Here is an 18,872-nt window from a genome sequence, read left to right on the forward strand (position 1 = left end):
TCATTCAGAGCGTACAAGCAGTATAACTGAGTAACCCATCAATACTCAACACCTTAGGCGTTTTATTTTATTGGTTGGTTAATCCTGCATCAAATACACTTTTAAATGTAAAATATTGGATAATTAAGAAACAATTACTTAACAAGTATGATGCTTTATGCTCAAATGTAGGGCTAGACCTTGGTCTAATACAATATAAAAAATAATAACAGGCATATTACCTAGAGGATTTATAAATGTCGGTTTTTTCTTTTGATGAGCAAACGGGGCATATCTCTTTGCTCTCCCACCCTAATGTCTCAGGTTTAGCCTCAACAGCAACACAGCTTATTGAATTAATTAGTCAGTCAGAATATTGCGAGTGTGACATTATTGTTAGCAATATTGGTAAGTTGTTTGCTCAAAATAACGCCGAAGAAGCCCCCTCTTTGGTGGTTGCTCAAGCCATTGATGCAAAACTAACCATTAACATTGATGAAAAAAATATGCTTGTTGAAGCTACCCTTATTACTGCTAAGGGCGGTAAATTACTTAACATGGAACAAGCTATTGACGTGTTAGCTCAGGCAGGGATTGTAAAGGGTATTAGCTCTCATGCATTAGAACAGTTATTGGCACAACAATTTGAACAATCCTCAGGAAGCACGCATTGCGCTGAAGTCGCTTTTGGTCGCGCGGCTAAAGTGGGTAACGATGCCAAATTTGTGCGTCTTTGCTGCACAGCGCAAGACCGCGTACTTAGCCCGCAAGCTAAGGGCGGTGGTAAAGTCGATATGAGAAACCTAGGTGATATTATTACTGTAAAACCTGGGTGTGAACTAATGCGGCGTATTCCAGCAACATCGGGAGTTGATGGCTTTACTGTGTTTGGAGATGTGCTAACTGCAATCCCTGGCAAAGAGCATAAATTACAACCTTTTGACGGTACTAAAATTGCGCCCGATAACCCCAACTTACTAATTGCCGACTGTACTGGTGTACCGGTTGCCCTTCCCCGTGGTATGCGTGTTGATGATGTTTTATGTTTTCATAATATTGACCCAAGTACCGGCCATGTTGAATTTGATGGCAGTATTATAGTCAGTGGTGATATAAAAGATGGCATGCGCGTGACTGCTACCGGCGATATTACTGTTTTAGGTTTTGTTGAATCGGCGCAGTTAAAAAGTAATAACGCCATCACAATAGTAAAGGGGGCAATTGGCAGAAAACGAGAAGCCGATGAGCCATTCACCTGTTCTATTTTTGCTAAACGAACCGTTGCACTTGGTTACTCTCAATACTGTGACATAAAAACGGAGCAAAACTTATTAATAGAACGCCAATCATTACATTGTGACTTGAGTGCTGGAAATTTAATTAGGGTTGGCAGCGCAAAAGATCCTAAAGGGAAAATTATTGGTGGTCATATTCTAGACGCAATGCGCATTGAAACAGGTGAATTGGGCGCACCAGCAGGAACTAAAACCCGTGTTTGCATTGCACAGCGATGGTATGTGCTAAAACAAAAACAAGCGCAAATCACTGACTTTGAAAAAGTTTTAATTAGTAAGTCAATTGAACTACAGCAAGCGCGCCAGCGAATTAGTAAACAAGTTGCAAGCGCACAGCGTCAGCAGTTTTTGAATAAAATAACAACGAATGAAGAACACATAGCAAACCGAAGCGCCAGTATCAGTCAGCAAAAGCAGTTGCTAAGAAAGAAAATGGCGCAGCTTTTAGCGCTCAGTCGTTTAAAAGTGAATGAGCTTATGCACCCCGGGGTGGAGCTTAAAATTGCACGAGAATCAATTAGCTTTTCGCGTAATTATCCACCACATTTAATCACTCACAGTGAAGGTAAAATAACGCAATCGTTTTAATAACGCATATTAAGACTGGCTCAGCCCACACAGTGAACACTCATTAATATGAGCTGAGTTTACGCTAATCTTGGTTGCTTACTTCGTCTTCGTTTTGTTGTGTTTCATCTATAGCAAGTGGCCAACCACCTAGTTGCTGCCAACGATTAACAATTAAACAATATAATTCAGCGGTGCGTTCTGTATCGTATAACGCAGAGTGTGCTTGTTTGTTATCAAACTCTATTCCTGCCGCGCGGCACGCTTTAGCCAATACTGTTTGCCCTAATGCCAAGCCTGCAAGTGATGTGGTATCAAAACTAACAAACGGATGAAATGGTGTGCGCTTAATATTATTACGCTCAATAGCCGCATTTAAAAAGCCATGATCAAAAGCAGCATTATGAGCAACCACCACTGAGCGCTGACACCCTGCGGCTTTTTGCGCTTTGCGCACTACTTTACAAATTTCTTTAATCGCCTCTTCTTCAGGGACTGCCCCTCTCAGTGCTGAAAAAGGCTCAATCCCATTAAACTCAATAGCGGCTTGTTCAATGTTTGCACCCTCAAACGGTTGCACATGAAAATGAACGGTATGATCGATACTAAGCAGTCCTTCGTCATCCATTTTTAAGACGGATGCTGCAATTTCTAGTAGTGCGTCAGTTTCTTTGTTAAAACCGGCGGTTTCAACATCAATAACCACAGGAAAAAAGCCACGAAAGCGTTGTGCGAAAAGTGTTTGCTCAGTATTTGCCATAGTATTCTTGGTTTATAGGGATTAGCTATCTATTATGTCAAAGTTGATGGCCTGTCGGCTAGGGGATTTATTGATTAATTGCAGTTAAACTATAGGCATGTTACTTGCTTAGTAATTAGGGTCTGTTGACCTTTTCGGATTAAAATTTGTTCAAACTAGGGGCGGTTTAATCGCGGCGCGAGGTTTGTAACCTAGTGGGCTAAGTAAAAACCGAGCAACAAAGAGTAAATCGCCCCTAGGCAGAACCCAAAGGGCAGCGCCTGTTTGGCATTAATGCTGTGTTATCGCCTATTTATGGGGAATAACCACACCACATAGGCTCTGCCTTGCCTAAATACCAAACAGGCTGCTGCAAATTTAACCTTGAAAGGTCAACAGACCCTAGCGTTTGCGCTGAATTATTTGCTGTTGCGTAATATTTTACGGTTTTTGTCACTTTTTTGGCAGAGCTAGATAACTGGAGAATTCTCGATGAAGTGTAAGTTGTTATTTATTAGCCTAGGCATTAGTAGTGTGCTGTATAGTTTGAATACAACTGCGGCAATGCGCCAGTACACGGCTAACCAAGATAATTCAAACTGGAACTTGGTTAAAACAACTCGCTTACAATGCCAATTAAATCATGAAGTTCCCTACTATGGCGAGGCTATTTTTAAAGCATCTGCAAGTAAAAACAAAGATCTCACTTTTAATTTAGACATGGTGGTACGCCCAGAAAATTACGCGATTGCCGGTTTAAAAGCGGTGCCACCTAGTTGGCGAGCAGGTCGCCCTGCCCGTGATATTGCTGATATGAAATTACTTAAAAAGTTTGATGGTGAACTAGGTAATAAAACAGCGTGGGAAATGCTAACTGAGCTTGAAAAAGGCAACCAACCTACCTTTTACTATCAAGATTGGCAAAATAGTGCCGACAAAATTGCCGTGGGAATGTCTAATATCAACTTTAAACAAGCTTATTGGGCGTTTTTACAATGTCGCGACGAATTACTGCCATATAATTTTGAAGATATTTCGTTCACTATAATGAACTACGAATCCAATAGCAGTAAATTAACCAAATCATCTCAGCAACGCCTTGATAAAATTGCTGAGTATTTAAAAAACGACCCGAGTATAGAATCAATTAGTATTGCATCGTACACCGATAGTTATGGCGGTCGCTGGAATAACCTCGATTTATCAAGAAAGCGTGCTAAGGAGATTAAAGATTACATGGTTGGCTTAGGCGTTGATGAAGCTAAAGTGGTTACTGAAGGCTTTGGTGAAAAACGCTTTGTAGATACTAATGACAATATTTTAGGCCGTGATAAAAACCGCCGCTTAGTGATTCAAATCGCTAAAATGTAAATTGTCGTATTCCTTTTCGACCGACGGTGTAATGGATAACGCTTTCGGTCAATACATACCATTTTTGTGATGCCTATTTTATACATAGCAAACAACCTCCCTTTTAATTATTAACATTTAGCTTTTTATTTTTTCATTTATATTAATAAGTTAAATTTCCTTTTTTTGATGATTTTGGCTTTTTTAATACAGTTGTAAATAGAAGATTACATTTTATTTTGTCTCTTTTATGACAAAACTATTTAAGTTTTACACAACTAGTTATATCTTGCGTGTCTCTCACGTTTGATCAGGATCATTAAGTGCTTAAAAATAAAACAATAGGTAGCATGTTAATTGTTGCAGGAACCACCATAGGTGCAGGTATGCTTGCCCTGCCTATCGCCTCTGCAGGGCTTGGATTTAATACCGCGATGGTATTAATTATCGGTTGTTGGTTACTTATGACCTACACCGCTTTACTTATGTTGGAACTACATCAATACGCCCCTCGCGACGCCACCTTAAATACCTTGGCTAAGCTTTGGCTAGGTAAGCGCGGTCAGTATGTGGCTAACTTTTCAATGATATTTTTATTTTATGCGTTATGCGCGGCCTACATAGCAGGTGGCGGAGCCCAGCTACAAGAACGTATAAACACTGGTTTTAACTTAAGTATTGCCCCACAGTTAGGCTCCGTTATTTTAGCAGTGGTGATTGCAGGTGTTGTCACTTTAGGCACCAGCAAGGTAGATAAGCTTAATAGAGTGCTGTTTAGTATAAAAATAGTAGTATTGGGTAGCTTATTTTATATGCTTACGCCTTATGTGCATGGCCAGCACTTACTTGAAATGCCGGTTGAGCAAGGGCTGATACTTTCGGCTATTCCGGTGGTATTTACCTCTTTTGGCTTTCATGGCTCTATTCCTTCTATTGTTAAATACGTTGGCCTTGACATAAAAACCTTACGCAAAGTTATGATTGCAGGCGCCTCTTTACCACTGGTTATTTATGTATTTTGGCAAGTATTAAGCCAAGGTATAATGAGCCAAGCCCAACTTCTCGAAAGTGAAGGCTTAAGCGGGTTTGTAGCCAGTGTGGCAAATATTGCTAACAACACGAGCGTTTCTACAGCGGTTAAGCTTTTTGCTGATTTAGCGCTGGCAACGTCATTTTTAGGGGTGAGCTTGGGGTTGTTTGACTTTTTTGCTGACACATTCAAAAAAGCAGATACGAGCGCAGATAGAATAAAAACCGCATTTATTACCTTTATCCCTCCTCTTGGGTTTGCTTTATTTTATCCGCAAGGGTTTATTATGGCGTTAGGTTATGCCGCCATTGCATTGGTGATATTGGCTGTATTTTTGCCGGTGAGTATGGTGTATAAACAGCGTCAAGGTGTTGAAAAAAGCGGTTATAAAGTACGAAGCGGTAATATTGGTTTAGCCATAGCCGCTTTGTGTGGCATTTCAATTATTAGTGCGCAATGCCTGCAAATGGCAGGGCTAATACCTGCAATAGGTTAATACCCAATAATAAGTAATACTCTATTGGCAATACCCCCAAACAAGAGTTTGGGGGTATTGCCATGCAAACGCTAACGTTAAAACACGATTGCTTTTCCTCTACCGCTTTGCTCTGACGCCGCATCTAATTTGCCATTATGATTAATAATCACATGCATATCACCAAAGTGGCGTTCGTCCACTGTGTAGCCCATTTTTATCAGCTGTTGTATTACTGATGGCTCCAAGCCGGCATGTGCTCTGATCACATTTTTTGGCCATAACTGATGATGAAAACGTGGGCTATTTACCACATCATCGGCGCTCATATTAAATTCAATCGCGTTGAGTATCGATTGATACACCGAGCTAATAATAGTAGTGCCACCTGGCGACCCTGTTACCATTTTCACCTGATTATTACTGAGTAAAATAGTGGGGGTCATAGAGCTGAGCATACGTTTATGCGGCTGAATTTCATTTGCTTTGCCGCCAATGGCACCAAATACATTCATAACCCCGGGTTTAGCGCTAAAGTCATCCATTTCATCGTTTAAAATAAAGCCTGCGCCTTCTACCACCACACCACTACCAAAGCCTAAATTAATGGTGGTGGTATTAGCTACAGCGTTACCCATGTTATCGACAATGGAAAAGTGAGTGGTTTGCTCGCTTTCTTTTAAACCGGGTTTAATGTTTTCGGTGGTTGAAATAGCCTTTAAATCTATACTGCTACTACGGTTTTTAAGATAGTTTTCTGCAAGTAGTTTTGCTGTAGGTACTTGGTAAAAATCAGGATCGCCTAAGTACTCTGCTCTATCGGCAAATACTCGCTTACCTATTTCAGCCAATAAATGCACATACCCTACTGAATTATGTTGTTGTGCAGGCGTTGGTTTTTTAAGCTCATACATTTTCAGCCATTGCAATATAGCAATGCCGCCTGAACTTGGTGGCGGTGAAGTAAGCACTTGGTAGCCATTCCAGTTCGCTTTTATAGGAGTCCGCGATTTAGCACGATAACGTTTTAAGTCATCTTGGTTAATGATCCCGCCATGTTGGTGCATAAATTTTGCAATAATTGCGGCAGTTTCACCTTGATAAAAGCCATCTTGACCGTCATCGCGAATGCGTTTGAGTGTGGCAGCTAGCTCTGGTTGTTTAAAAAGCGCACCTGCCGTAGCTGTAGCAAAATAACTGGCAAAATTTACTTTAATGTTTTTATTATTTAGATGCGCTATATAGTCCTCAATCAGCTGAGCCAACTTTTCAGGCACAACAAAGCCCTGCTCTGCTAATGTTACCGCAGGTTGCACTAACGCTTTCCACGGTAACGTACCATGCTTTTTATGGGCTAACCACATTCCTGCGACACTGCCAGGCACGCCACTAGCGTGTATGCCGTAAATAGATTTATTTTCAATTACTTGCCCCTGCTCATCTAAATACATATCACGATGCGCGGCACTGGGCGCGATTTCGCGGTAATCTATAAAATCACCTTTTCCATCTTTATGGATAAGCATAAACCCACCGCCACCAATATTACCCGCTTCGGGGAGCGTAACGGCTAATACAAACTGAGCAGCAATAGCGGCATCAATCGCGTTGCCGCCTTGCTCTAACACGGCTTTTGCAGCGTGGGCACTAAATGTGTCGGGCATGGCAACGGCACTCTGTTTAGCCGCTACATTAAAAAAGCCTACTTGTATTATTAAAACACTGCTAATAATTAGCTTGCGTGGTGAAAAAAGTGATCCCATCCCATATCCTTAGGTTATTTTTATACATTGATGGCAAACATTAATGCACAGTAACAAACACTAGGTCAATATTTATACGCCACATTTAAAGAGCTTAGGATTGTTATTAGATTATCCACATGACTTTGAATAAAGTACGGCTGTTAAATTTGAGCCATCCTCTGTATGAATATAATAATGTTTAAGCTGCATACCGAGTTTTTTCATAACATTAATTGAGCCAACATTTGAGGTCAGTGCTGTAGCGCTAATTGCCTTTACTTGGCGTTGTTTTTCAAGCTCTGAACAAATAGCGCCTGCCGCTTCAATAGCATACCCTTTGCCCCAACTCGCTTGCTTAAACCGCCAGCCCACTTCAATATCACTAAAATCAGGCGTATCTGAAAAAAAGCCCATCGGCCGAACAAGCACCCATCCTATAAAGGCATTGCTTTCACGCAAGGTTACTTGCCATAACCCCCACCCTTGTTGCTCGTTACGATAAGCAAGCATTCTAGGAATACTGACTGTTTTTATCTCTTCAAGCGAAGTGGGTTTACCTTGTGTTAAATACTGCATAACGGCTGGGTCTTGATCGAGCTCGTATAATTGCGGCCAATCATGTTCGTCCATTAATTTAAAACTTAATCGTGTTGTTACAGCTATGTTCATTTTCATTGTTGTATAGTTACCTCTGAAATATAATTTTCTCTAAAGGAGATAGTCAATGAAGAAGTTAGCAGGTTTAGCTTTATTAGGCACTTTAATTACGTTAACTGGCTGTGAAGATGCCAACGAAGTAAAACAAGATGCAAAAGAAACAAGCGCTCAAGTGAAAGAAAAGCTTGATGAAACTTGGAATGAAGTAAAGGAAAAAACCAATGAGCTTAAAAATGATGAATCATTAAATGAGCTACTTGAAGAGAGTAAAGAAATGGGCTTAGACATGTACGACGACGGCAAAGAAGTAGCTGTTGATGCATGGATTAAAAGCAAAGAAGCGGCTGGCGAGCTGACTGAAAAAACCAAGCAAAAAGCACGTGAAATTGCCGCAGAAATTGAGCAGGCACGTAAAGAACATAAAGAAGGTTAATTATTTTTAACCATAAAAAAAGGTAAGCCATGGCTTACCTTTTTTGTTTTACTTTTAAAGTAAAATATAGATTATAGTTCAAAGTCTTTTTTGAATTTTAAACCAAACTCACTACGATCATTACTGCGCATAACGCCAACAAAGCCAGTTTGCTGTAGACGTCCTACATCGTAAACTTCGTTTAATACGTTTTCGCCATATAACGTTACTTCCATATCACCGTATGGGTTAGTGTAAGAAATATTAAAGCCAACGAGCTCACGCGAATCAATCGTTTCACTCTTATTGAAAACTGATTGACCTTGCATTTCACTGCGGTATGAGTAATTTGCATTCAATGCAACTGTGCCACCATTACTTAAATCTACAAAGTAAGAAGGCGCAACCATCACTGTCCAACGCGGAGTCAATGCTGGTGAATCACCTTTACCAATACCTTGTACGCCCTCGGCGACTTCGGTAATCTCTGAGTCTAAATAACCTACCGCACTGCGAATAGTAAAGTCATCAGTTATTGCAATTGTGGTTTCAAGTTCAATACCTTGCGCTTTAGACTGACCTGCATTCTCAACGATAGTGACAAAGCCACCACCCGCAGTTGGATCTGAGAATGGTAGTGCTAAGTCAGTGTAGTCGGTAACAAACATCGCAAGCATCATAGACACATTTTCATGTACTTGGCCTTTTAAACCAATTTCGTAGTTAACTGCTTTGGTTTCATCAAACGATACAAACTGATCTGGACCACCAAATGGGCGCGGCGGGAAACCACCTGTTTGATAGCCTTTTTGTACTTGGCCGTACACATTCATATTATTGCTAAGCTGATATGAAGCATTAATATCCCATGTCACTGCATTAAAGTCTGCACTAATGTCCTTTCGCTCAGGGAAGGTTGGGAAAATAGCATTCGCATCTTTTTTATCTTCTGAGTAACGAAGGCCACCGCCTATTGTTAAATCATCAGTTAAATCGTAACTACCATTAATGTAAGCTGCGTATGAATTTGTTTCTTGATTGATTTCAAAAAATCCAAAGCCACCAAATGACGGAGTAACACCATCATTTAGCACGCCATCAAGTGTATTAAACGGGCTAAATACAAAATCTTCTGAGCGAGTAAAACCATCTTCATTAAAGAAGTATAGACCCGATACAAAGTCCATTTTATCAAACGTTGCGTTTAGCTGAACTTCAAAAGAGTATTGATCTGCACCGCCTACTTCTGGGAACTCAGATAAGTTAAGTGGTGATGCATCATCATCTAAGCCACCTTCATACTCAGAAGTACGGTAGCTTGAAATAAACTTAGCTGTATACGTATTATTAATGGCCCAATCAGCTGTAAATGACGTGCCCCAACCAGAATATGAAGTTGACTCAATACCAGCAACCGTTGTGCCTAAATCATCAGGGTTTTGAGGAATTAAGTCTTCAGTTAATAATGGGAAATCGCCATTGAATACATCATTTGAATCTAATGAATCTGTTAGTTCAATAGTATAAGGTGATTGACCTGATTCATTATCAACCCCATCTAATGAGAAAGTAAACGCTAAATCACTGGTGGCTTCATATTTAAGCGCGATACGACCACTAAACTCTTGCTCTTCACCAATTTCTTTTTCAGGGTTAGCTAAATTTACCGCCGTACCTACACCGTCACGTTGTTTGTATGACGCACTGGCTGACATGCTTAAATCATTGGTTAGTGCATTATTAAAATAAATATCGCCAGCAATACGTCCACGGCTACCCACTTTAGCAGTTGTCGTTAAAATACCTTCATCACCAGGTTGTTTAGTTATTACATTTACCGCGCCACCTAATGTATTACGACCATAAAGCGTGCCTTGTGGTCCACGCAGAACTTCAACTCGCTCAACATTAGGAAGCGATAAGTTAGACCCCATTTGGCGACCTAGGTAAACGCCATCTAGGTAAACACCTACACCGGGATCGGTTGTTATAATGTGATCTTGTAAACCAATGCCGCGAATAAATACTGAAGCATGTGCCGCGTTACCAACACCATAACGAGTAATGTTTAAGTTAGGAACGTATTTGCCAATGTCTTCTAAGTTACCCATATTGGCTTTATCAATAAGGTTAGCGCCTATTGATGTAATTGCAGTTGGAGATTCGAACAAGCTCTCGGTACGTTTACGTGCTGTAACTTCAATTTTTTCAAACGCGTCTTGTTTGGCAGTGGTTTTAGCTTCTTGTGCATTTACGGAAGTTGTTAGGGCTGCAATAACTGCTAAACTTAACTGTGAGAGGGTGCGTAATTTCAAGGTTTTCTCCAAAGGGTATTAATTTAATTATGCGTTATATGTTGTGTAAACATAAACTGTAGGCATAAAAAAAGATGCTTAGATGCATCTTTCCTCTGGGAGTGTATTGTATTACATAAAAGTTACAAAATGTATATTTAACTTTAGTTTATACAAAAAAATTAATTTTCAGTTTTTAGTCTGAACTAATTATCTCAATAATGACGCAACTTTGGTTTTAAATTAAGACTTTAACATTAGCCAGCAGTCATGTTGTGCATAAATCGCACACATAATTTATTGTGAAAAATACATTAATGCTACATGAGATTATGACAATATCCAAAGACCCTTTATATTTAAGTTTACAGTAAAGCCATTTTTAGGTGAAAAGCATGACAAAAAAACAGACCACACAATCAGCTAACATGCTTTTTAACAACAACCACTATAATCCATTATTTTTTACTACATTGAATAACGACATATTGTTAGTATGCTACTCAGCCCTTAACTCCCTAACTAACTACGAACTTTTAAACCAATTTATTCATACAAATAATTACCAAGGGTTAGTTATTTTTAATATCCCTAAAAATACCGATGCGGCTTCACTCAAAGAATGGCCAAATTTAAAAGGTCTTTTTTATCAAGATACTAGTGAAGAGTTGTTTACTAGGGGGCTAGAAGCAATTAAACAAGGTGAATTGTGGTTTCCACGAACCATTAGTGACATTTGGATGCGTCAAATGCTCGATACAGAACAAAAGAATGCTTTGCAAACAAGTAATTTAACCGATAAAGAAATTAAAGTACTCAACCTACTTTTTAGTGGGCTTCACTCCAGTGCTATTGCTGATAGTTTATTTATAAGTGAAGCAACAGTAAGAGTTCACTTACATAAAATTTATAAAAAAATAGCGGTCAAAAATAAGCAGCAGGCAATTCGCTGGTGCCATGATAACCTAAAAAATATAAATTCGCGTTTATGACTAAAAAAATAATTACCACTTAATGCGTACTGCAGTAAATATTATCTCATCATAAATAATTAAAAAACTCAGCTAGTTACATTACCTTAAAATATAAAAGCCTTAATTTTCAATCACAGTCATGTGTTCCTGTTGCAAAAAGGTAGTGAAAAGCACTTAATTTGTTAATTTTAATTAGAAAAAAGTTAATACTCGTCTTATACTGCAGCGGTATACACATGAAATTAAATAGGATACACAATGAAAAAACTATCTGTAGCAGTAGCAATTTGTTGCGCACTTGCCACAAGCAACGCGAGTGCTGAAGTTCGTATTAATGGGTTTGCTTCTATTGTCGGTGGTAAGTCGCTCGATAGTGATCAAACTTTATATGGATATGATGATGATATTTCATTCAAAAATGAAAGCGTATTTGCTCTTCAGCTAACTGCTGATTTGCAAGAGAAGCTATCCGCTACAGCCCAAATAGTGGCTCGCGGCGAAAATGATTTTGATGCCGATTTTGAATGGGCATACTTAACTTATGAGATATCTGACGAATTACAGATCAGTGCTGGTAAAATGCGTGCACCGTTTTATCGTTACTCTGACTTTTTAGATGTTGGCTATACCTACCGCTGGGTGCGCCCACCTCAGTCTGTATATAACTTACCTTTTTCAACCTATGAAGGCCTAAGCTTATTATATACAACTCAGCTTGGTGATTGGGACTCTACTCTACAGGTTATTTACGGCAGCTTCGATGATAATATCGCGGTTGTATCAGTAAATGGTGATACCGAGCTTAATGATATTGCAGGGTTAAACTGGACATTAAGTTACGATTGGTTCAGTGCTCGCGCTGCTTACTTTGTTGCCGAAACGAGTATTGAGATTGAAAATGATACGGCCGAAGGTATGGCCCTTAACGGCTTAGAACAAGCCCTTCGTAACTCAGGTTTTGTTGACCAAGCAAACAGTATTGCTATTGACGAAGACGATGGTGCATTTTTAGCGCTTGGCTTTTCAATTGATTACAACAATATCTTGTTTGACGCTGAATACACACAGTTTGAAGTAGATAACAGTGCGCTCGCTAAGCAAACTCAATATTACACATCTTTAGGCTACCGTATGGATGAATGGCTTGTTCATTTAACCTATGAAAATAACGATGATGAGCATGACAGTAATCGTTATAATGCAATCCCAACTGTGCCGCAATTAAATGCTGGCCTTAACCAAGTTTTGGAAGGCTCTAAAGCAAAAAGTAATGTGTACACTATTGGTGCTCGTTATGATTTCCACCCAATGGCTGCCTTAAAAGTAGACTTTAGCCGCTTAAAAGATGACATAACAAATACTGAAACCGACGTAGTGGCCGTTGGCGTTGATTTAGTATTTTAATTGGAGCGAATCATGAAAAAATTAATTTTAGCCAGCATGCTAACATTATGTAGCTCAGCAGTTTTTGCTGAAGTTGCAGTCATCATTAATCCTGCGAATGCTAATGCAGTAAGCCAAGACGATATTAAAAAAATATACCTTGGCAAGAGCAAATCGTTTGCCGATGGCACCAAAGTTAATCCTGTTAATCAAAATGGCACTGCAGTCGCTGATGAATTTAACGACAAACTTGTTGGTAAATCGGGTAGTCAGTTAAATGCCTATTGGTCAAAGCTCGTATTTACAGGTAAAGGCACACCGCCGGGTAAACTTGATAATGACCAAGCTGTGATTGATTTTGTCGCTGCTAATGCAGATGCAATTGGCTATATCGATAGCGCCAAAGTAAGTGATAAAGTTAAAGTAGTGGGTAAATTTTAATCTGCTAAATTAAAATAAAAGCCCGCAATAAATACTTTATTGCGGGCTTTTTTATCCCTTAACGTTTTACAAAATCATAAAACGTTAAAGTAATGTGCTTTAGCAACTACTCAATTTTAAACTTAGCAGTTGCATCTAATAAGTTATCTGAAAGGTAATGTAAGTTTTTAGCCACATCTCTTACTGCTTTTAGTGAGCTCATAGTATCTTCAAATGAAACATGCATATTAGATACGTTGTCTACAACCATTGCAGCAACAGAGGTTTGCTCTTCTGTTGCTGCTGCAATCTGCGAGTTCATGCCATTAATTTCTAGTATTTGCTCTGCAATTTTTTCAATCGAAACACCGGTTTGCTCTGCTGCACTAGCATTATCGGTTGCCATATCTCTTGCAGAGGTCATCGCGCTTACAGATTCATTAGCTGCCACACTTAATGTACTTAACAATTCACGTATTTCATTAGTTGACTGCGCCGTACGAGAGGCAAGCTCACGGACTTCATCTGCAACCACGGCAAAGCCTCGGCCATGTTCACCCGCCCTGGCCGCTTCTATTGCTGCATTTAAGGCTAATAAGTTTGTTTGCTCGGCAATGGATGTAATTACATTTAATATTTGTGATACATTTTTAGTGTCATCAGCTAACTTATTAATGGTGCTGGCCGCTATATTAATTTCATCACTTAGCGTTCGCGACGCATTTACAGACATTTTTACTTGTATTCGGCTTTGATCTACTTCTTTTTCTGCGGTTTGCACGGCATTAGATGCGCTTGCAGCTGATTGTGAAATATCACCAACGCTTTGCTTCATTTCTTCCATCGACTGCTTAACAACATCTGCATCGGTGGTTTGTTTGGTGGTCGCTCTCTCCGCTCGCTCCATCCCTTGTACAAGACGGGTTGAATTTTCCATTAACGGTTCACATACCGCGATGACTTCTAAAACGGTTTCTCTAAGCAGGCTAATAAAAGCATTAAAGTTTATAGATACCTGTCCTATTTCATCCTCTGAGTTAACAGCAAGCTTGGTACTTAACGACCCTTTTCCACTTGCTAAAAGGCTTAAATTATTAGCGGCATCACTAGCTGATGAACCGATATTACGCGCTATCCAAATAGCCATAAGTAATAACAGTGCTAATGAAACTACCGCAACAACCAGCATTAAGTTAAGTGCGTCATCTGAGCGTGCTTTTGTATTAGCAACAAGCTGGAAAAAGCGATCATCTGCTTTTTGCTGTGCGCTTTTAAAGCTGGTTAATACGGCTTCATATAGGCTTGTTTTAAGCTGAGCTTGTTGTTGAATTTTACTGAAATCTGCCGTGCCATTAACCATACCATTGGCAATAGTTGCAGATATTTTTTCGTAATTAGCTAGTCGTGTTTTTGTATCATTATCAATATAAGAGGTATTAATTGCCTCAATCGCACCAAGATTAGTAACCAACTGCGCATAGGTTTCACTCGCCTTTGTTACTAAGTCTTGCTCACCAAAGGTTACAGCCTGAGTGTATAATTCATCTAATTTTTCTAAAATACTTACGTTAGCCAAGGTTAATTTGGCTACTTTATAAGACGATTTCTCCATTTCATTGAGTGATATGCGATTTTCGTTCATGGCAAAGTAGTTAACCAAAACGATTACTAAGAATGCGATGATCGCTATAGATGTAATTGCATGTATTTTTTTAGTAATGCTGAGGTTTTTAAAAGAGAAACCTGAAGCCATATTCATTTACTCCGTTTAATTATCTATAGTTATTATCGGCTTAAGATGCAGAAATGTTAACTTTATTTTTAACTTTAGACGCTTTTTATACATAAAGTTAAATATACAGTAGTATTCTTTCATAAACACTAACAATTGAAATATAGAGTGTTCTCCCCAATGTTCAACATTAATCCAAAAAGAGTTGTTTAATATTTTAAATTTTAGGCACAAAAAAACCAGTAACATTGCTGTTACTGGTTTTTGTATTTGGTGCGGATGGGGGGACTTGAACCCCCACGCCCGAAAGCACTACCCCCTCAAGGTAGCGTGTCTACCAATTCCACCACATCCGCATTTTTTAAGCTATTGCTTAGTGTTAAGTCCGCACGTTTATTTGAGGGAAATAAACAACTTAACGATTTAAAACTAAATTAATTTGGTACGTCAGAGCTTTGCTCTTTAGTTGATGTGACTGGCACATCTTCTTCAACTGGAGTCACTGTTTCAACAGCTGGAGCCGCTTCTAGGTTTTCCCATTCGTCAGTCTTTTTAATTTGACCGGCAGTTAGGTTACCTAACACAATACTAAGCACAAAAAAGATTGTAGCTAATACCGTTGTCGTTTTCGTCATGAAATTCCCAGCCCCAGAAGAACCGAAAACTGTAGACGATGCGCCGGCACCAAATGATGACCCCATGTCCGCACCTTTACCTTGTTGGATCAAAACCATACCAACAAGCGCTAAAGCTACAATTAAATACACTACTAATAAAATTTCGTACATCTTATACGGTCCCTTTTGCACTATTGCAGATAGCAGTAAATGATTCTGCTTTTAAACTTGCGCCTCCAATTAGGCCGCCGTCTATATCTGTTTGCGCAAATAATAATTCGCTATTTTTTTCATTAACGCTACCACCATATAAGATGGTTAGCCCTTGTGCTAAATCGCTATCTAGTGCAGCAATTTTGTCACGGATAAATTTGTGAACACTTTGTGCCTGTTCAGGCGATGCAGTCTTACCTGTGCCTATAGCCCAAACGGGCTCATATGCTATCACAGATTCTTTTAGTGCTGCTACACCTAATTTATTAATTACTGCGTCAATCTGCGCAGCAACTACTTGTTCTGTTTGACCGCTTTCTTGCTCTGTTTCGCTTTCGCCAACACATAAAATAGGCGTTAGACCTACTTGTTGCGCGCGAGAAAATTTTGCAGCAACGGTATCATTGCTTTCTTTGTATATGCTGCGTCGTTCAGAGTGACCAACCAGTACATATTTCGCACCTAGCTGCTTAATTAGCTCTGCATCTACTTCACCAGTAAACGCACCTGGGGTATTTTCAGACACTGTTTGCGTGCCTGTTGTTACACCACTTGCAATCATTGCTGGGACTAGAGGAAACGGAGGAAATAAAACAATGTTTACTTCAGAAGATTTAACATCGTTAATAGCATCAGACAGTTGTTGAACGAGTTCTAATGAACCATTCATTTTCCAGTTGCCTGCGACCATCGCTTTGCGTGCTGCCATTTTTCCACTCCACATTAGAAAGCGGGCGAGATATTAACTCGACTCGCCCAAAGTTACAAGAGGTTATTGTTATCAATCAGTTTGTTTGCTCATAGATTCGACAACCGCTGCTATTTTCTGTGCACTATCTATTACTATTTTTTCTTGCTGAGCTTCAACCATTACTCGTACTACAGGCTCAGTGCCTGATTTACGCAGTAATACGCGCCCTTTATCTGCTAAGCTTTGCTCTACTTCAGCAACTGCGGCAAGCACCTCTGGAGCTTGGGTCGGATCAGTACCGGCAGTGTAACGTACGTTAATCATTTTCATTGGGTACTTAGTAAAACCGGCTCCTAAGTCTTGAAGTGTACGATTTTGTGCTACCATAGCAGCAAGCACTTGTAAGCTTGAGATGATGCCATCCCCCGTGCTGATTAAATCTAGATTCAACACATGGCCTGAGCTTTCACCGCCAATTTTCCAGCCTTTTTGCTGCAGCAGTTCCATCACATAACGATCACCGACTTTACTGCGAGCAAAAGCAATGTTTTTTGCTTTTAACGCATTTTCAAGCCCCATATTCGACATAACCGTGCCAACAACACCACCGCCTAAATTGTCATCTTGTGCAGCTTGGCAAGCAATAATATAAACCAAATCATCACCGTCGAATACGCGGCCATTATGATCAACCATCATCACACGGTCGCCGTCGCCATCATAGGCGATACCGACATCCGCTTTGTGTTCAAGTACTTTACGCTTTAATGTATCAACATGGGTTGCGCCACATTCATGGTTAATGTTTACACCGTTTGGCTCACATGCATGGGTGATCACCTCTGCACCAAGCTCTCGCATTACAGAAGGAGCAATATGGTATGTAGCACCATTAGCACAATCTAAAACAATTTTAATTCCTTCAAGGGATAATCCTTGTGGAAACTGGCTTTTACAAAATTCAATATAACGGCCATCAGCGCTAGATAAACGTGTTGCTTTACCTAACTTGTCAGAAGCAACACAGGTCATAGGCTCGTCAAGCATCGCTTCAATTTGTAGCTCTACCTCATCATCTAACTTTAAACCTTGGCCATTGAAAAACTTAATGCCGTTATCATAATAAGGATTATGTGATGCGCTGATCACTATCCCCGCTTCAGCGCGAAACGTTTGCGCTAAATAAGCAACTGCAGGCGTTGGCATGGGCCCTAAAAGAATAACATCAATACCTGCTGCAATTAATCCAGCCTCTAGGGCAGTCTCCAACATGTAACCTGAAATACGAGTGTCTTTACCTATAATGACTTTTTTAGTGCCATGAAGTGAGAGTACACGCCCTGCGGCCCAACCCAATTTCATCGCAAACTCTGGGTTAATAGGACCTTGACCTACTAAACCACGCACACCGTCCGTGCCAAAATATTTTCTTTCTTTCATTTAAAGTACTCCTTGTTTGCAGGCTTGATATACGCCAAGCACATCTGCGGTTTCTTTTACATCATGCACACGAATAATGTGTGCACCGTTTTGTGCGGCGATCAGTGCTCCAGCTAAACTGCCTGCCAATCTATCGTCTGTGTCTCTATTTAATAATTTACCAATCATTGACTTACGCGATAATCCCGCGAGCAAAGGAAGTCCCAATTTTGCATAATCGTTAAATTGAGCCAATATTTGATAATTATGCTTTAGTGTTTTTCCAAAACCAAAACCAGGATCTAAAATTAACTGGCTTTGTTTAATGCCAGCAGCTTCACATGCGGCTATTCGCTGGCTAAAAAAATCGTTTATCTCACCCGCTAAGTCATTATAGTGAGGAGCGTGTTGCATACTACGAGGTTGCCCTTGCATATGCATTAAACACACTGCTACCTCAGGAAACTGTGCAACCACATCGATTGCGCCGGGCTCTTGCAATGCCCGTACATCGTTGACAATATCAGCACCGGCTTCAATCGCTTGGCGCATCACCTCAGCTTTACTGGTATCGATTGAAATAACGCAGTCACTTTGCTCACGAATAGCTTTAATAATAGGAATAACACGCTTTAGCTCATCTTCAAGGCTAACATCAGGTGCGCCTGGGCGTGTTGACTCGCCACCGATATCTAAAATGGTCGCACCATCATCAAGTAATTGCATCGCATGACTCAGCGCGGCAGTTGTATTTAAGAACTGACCGCCATCAGAAAATGAATCAGGGGTAACATTCACGATCCCCATAATCACAGGCTCTGCAAAATCAAGCGTTCGGCCACGCGCAAGGTTAATTTTATTATTCATCGCTAACCTTAAT

The 18,872-nt window shown here is 40.0% G+C and carries 16 protein-coding genes and 1 tRNA gene; 7 read left to right on the forward strand and 10 right to left on the reverse strand.

Annotated features, from left to right (window positions below):
* The first annotated feature begins 236 nt into the window (after window positions 1–236).
* Window positions 237–1,862 carry a DUF342 domain-containing protein gene (locus tag A9479_RS02120; RefSeq protein ID WP_064662584.1) on the forward strand — a complete coding sequence of 542 codons (1,626 nt, stop codon included), beginning with the start codon at window positions 237–239 and terminating at the stop codon, window positions 1,860–1,862.
* A gap of 64 nt (window positions 1,863–1,926) precedes the next feature.
* Here A9479_RS02120 and rnt read toward each other — a convergent pair whose 3' ends face one another.
* Window positions 1,927–2,601, reverse strand: coding sequence for a ribonuclease T (rnt, locus tag A9479_RS02125; protein ID WP_013465481.1), 675 nt, complete (start codon window positions 2,599–2,601; stop codon window positions 1,927–1,929).
* A 471-nt stretch (window positions 2,602–3,072) separates the two neighbouring features.
* Here rnt and A9479_RS02130 point away from each other — a divergent pair, with 471 nt between their 5' ends.
* Window positions 3,073–3,951: an OmpA family protein gene (locus A9479_RS02130; RefSeq protein ID WP_064662585.1), complete on the forward strand. Its 879-nt coding sequence runs from the start codon at window positions 3,073–3,075 to the stop codon at window positions 3,949–3,951.
* 302 nt (window positions 3,952–4,253) lie between these two features.
* Window positions 4,254–5,456, forward strand: coding sequence for an aromatic amino acid transport family protein (locus A9479_RS02135; RefSeq protein ID WP_082918291.1), 1,203 nt, complete (start codon window positions 4,254–4,256; stop codon window positions 5,454–5,456).
* Between the two features lie 77 nt (window positions 5,457–5,533).
* Here the strand turns inward: A9479_RS02135 and ggt are convergent, their stop codons facing one another.
* Window positions 5,534–7,198, reverse strand: coding sequence for a gamma-glutamyltransferase (ggt, locus tag A9479_RS02140; RefSeq protein WP_064662586.1), 1,665 nt, complete (start codon window positions 7,196–7,198; stop codon window positions 5,534–5,536).
* Between the two features lie 111 nt (window positions 7,199–7,309).
* The gene (locus tag A9479_RS02145; protein ID WP_064662587.1) at window positions 7,310–7,855 is read right to left on the reverse strand and encodes a GNAT family N-acetyltransferase; all 546 of its coding nucleotides are present in this window, start codon (window positions 7,853–7,855) and stop codon (window positions 7,310–7,312) included.
* Between the two features lie 49 nt (window positions 7,856–7,904).
* Between A9479_RS02145 and A9479_RS02150 the strand changes: the two genes are divergently transcribed.
* A complete protein-coding gene (locus A9479_RS02150; protein ID WP_013465487.1) occupies window positions 7,905–8,270 on the forward strand; it encodes a hypothetical protein in 366 nt (121 codons plus the stop codon).
* A gap of 71 nt (window positions 8,271–8,341) precedes the next feature.
* On the opposite strand, the gene A9479_RS02155 is transcribed toward A9479_RS02150, so the two are convergent.
* Complete coding sequence (locus tag A9479_RS02155; RefSeq protein WP_064662588.1) at window positions 8,342–10,564, reverse strand: TonB-dependent receptor; 2,223 nt, start codon at window positions 10,562–10,564, stop codon at window positions 8,342–8,344.
* Between the two features lie 374 nt (window positions 10,565–10,938).
* Here A9479_RS02155 and A9479_RS02160 point away from each other — a divergent pair, with 374 nt between their 5' ends.
* From A9479_RS02160 to A9479_RS02170, 3 genes are all read left to right on the forward strand, one after another.
* Complete coding sequence (locus A9479_RS02160; RefSeq protein ID WP_064662589.1) at window positions 10,939–11,535, forward strand: LuxR C-terminal-related transcriptional regulator; 597 nt, start codon at window positions 10,939–10,941, stop codon at window positions 11,533–11,535.
* 240 nt (window positions 11,536–11,775) lie between these two features.
* On the forward strand, window positions 11,776–12,921 hold the full coding sequence (locus tag A9479_RS02165) for a porin (RefSeq protein WP_064662590.1): 1,146 nt from the start codon (window positions 11,776–11,778) through the stop codon (window positions 12,919–12,921).
* 12 nt (window positions 12,922–12,933) lie between these two features.
* A complete protein-coding gene (locus A9479_RS02170) occupies window positions 12,934–13,341 on the forward strand; it encodes a hypothetical protein (RefSeq protein WP_064662591.1) in 408 nt (135 codons plus the stop codon).
* Window positions 13,342–13,447: 106 nt separating this feature from the next.
* On the opposite strand, the gene A9479_RS02175 is transcribed toward A9479_RS02170, so the two are convergent.
* The 6 genes from A9479_RS02175 to folP all read right to left on the reverse strand — a co-directional run bounded on the left by A9479_RS02175 (window position 13,448) and on the right by folP (window position 18,859).
* Complete coding sequence (locus tag A9479_RS02175) at window positions 13,448–15,073, reverse strand: methyl-accepting chemotaxis protein (protein ID WP_013465493.1); 1,626 nt, start codon at window positions 15,071–15,073, stop codon at window positions 13,448–13,450.
* 250 nt (window positions 15,074–15,323) lie between these two features.
* A tRNA-Leu gene (locus A9479_RS02180) sits at window positions 15,324–15,408 on the reverse strand.
* 78 nt (window positions 15,409–15,486) lie between these two features.
* Complete coding sequence (gene secG, locus A9479_RS02185) at window positions 15,487–15,840, reverse strand: preprotein translocase subunit SecG (RefSeq protein WP_013465494.1); 354 nt, start codon at window positions 15,838–15,840, stop codon at window positions 15,487–15,489.
* 1 nt (window position 15,841) lies between these two features.
* Window positions 15,842–16,591, reverse strand: coding sequence for a triose-phosphate isomerase (tpiA, locus tag A9479_RS02190; RefSeq protein WP_064662592.1), 750 nt, complete (start codon window positions 16,589–16,591; stop codon window positions 15,842–15,844).
* 72 nt (window positions 16,592–16,663) lie between these two features.
* Entirely contained in the window at window positions 16,664–18,013 is a 1,350-nt protein-coding gene (glmM, locus tag A9479_RS02195) for a phosphoglucosamine mutase (protein WP_064662593.1), read from the reverse strand.
* Window positions 18,014–18,859 (reverse strand): dihydropteroate synthase, encoded by an 846-nt coding sequence (folP, locus tag A9479_RS02200; RefSeq protein ID WP_013465497.1) that lies wholly within the window; start codon window positions 18,857–18,859, stop codon window positions 18,014–18,016.
* Between the last annotated feature and the right edge of the window lie 13 nt (window positions 18,860–18,872).

This window comes from Pseudoalteromonas sp. MQS005, assembly GCF_001661605.1.
GTDB lineage: Bacteria > Pseudomonadota > Gammaproteobacteria > Enterobacterales > Alteromonadaceae > Pseudoalteromonas > Pseudoalteromonas tetraodonis.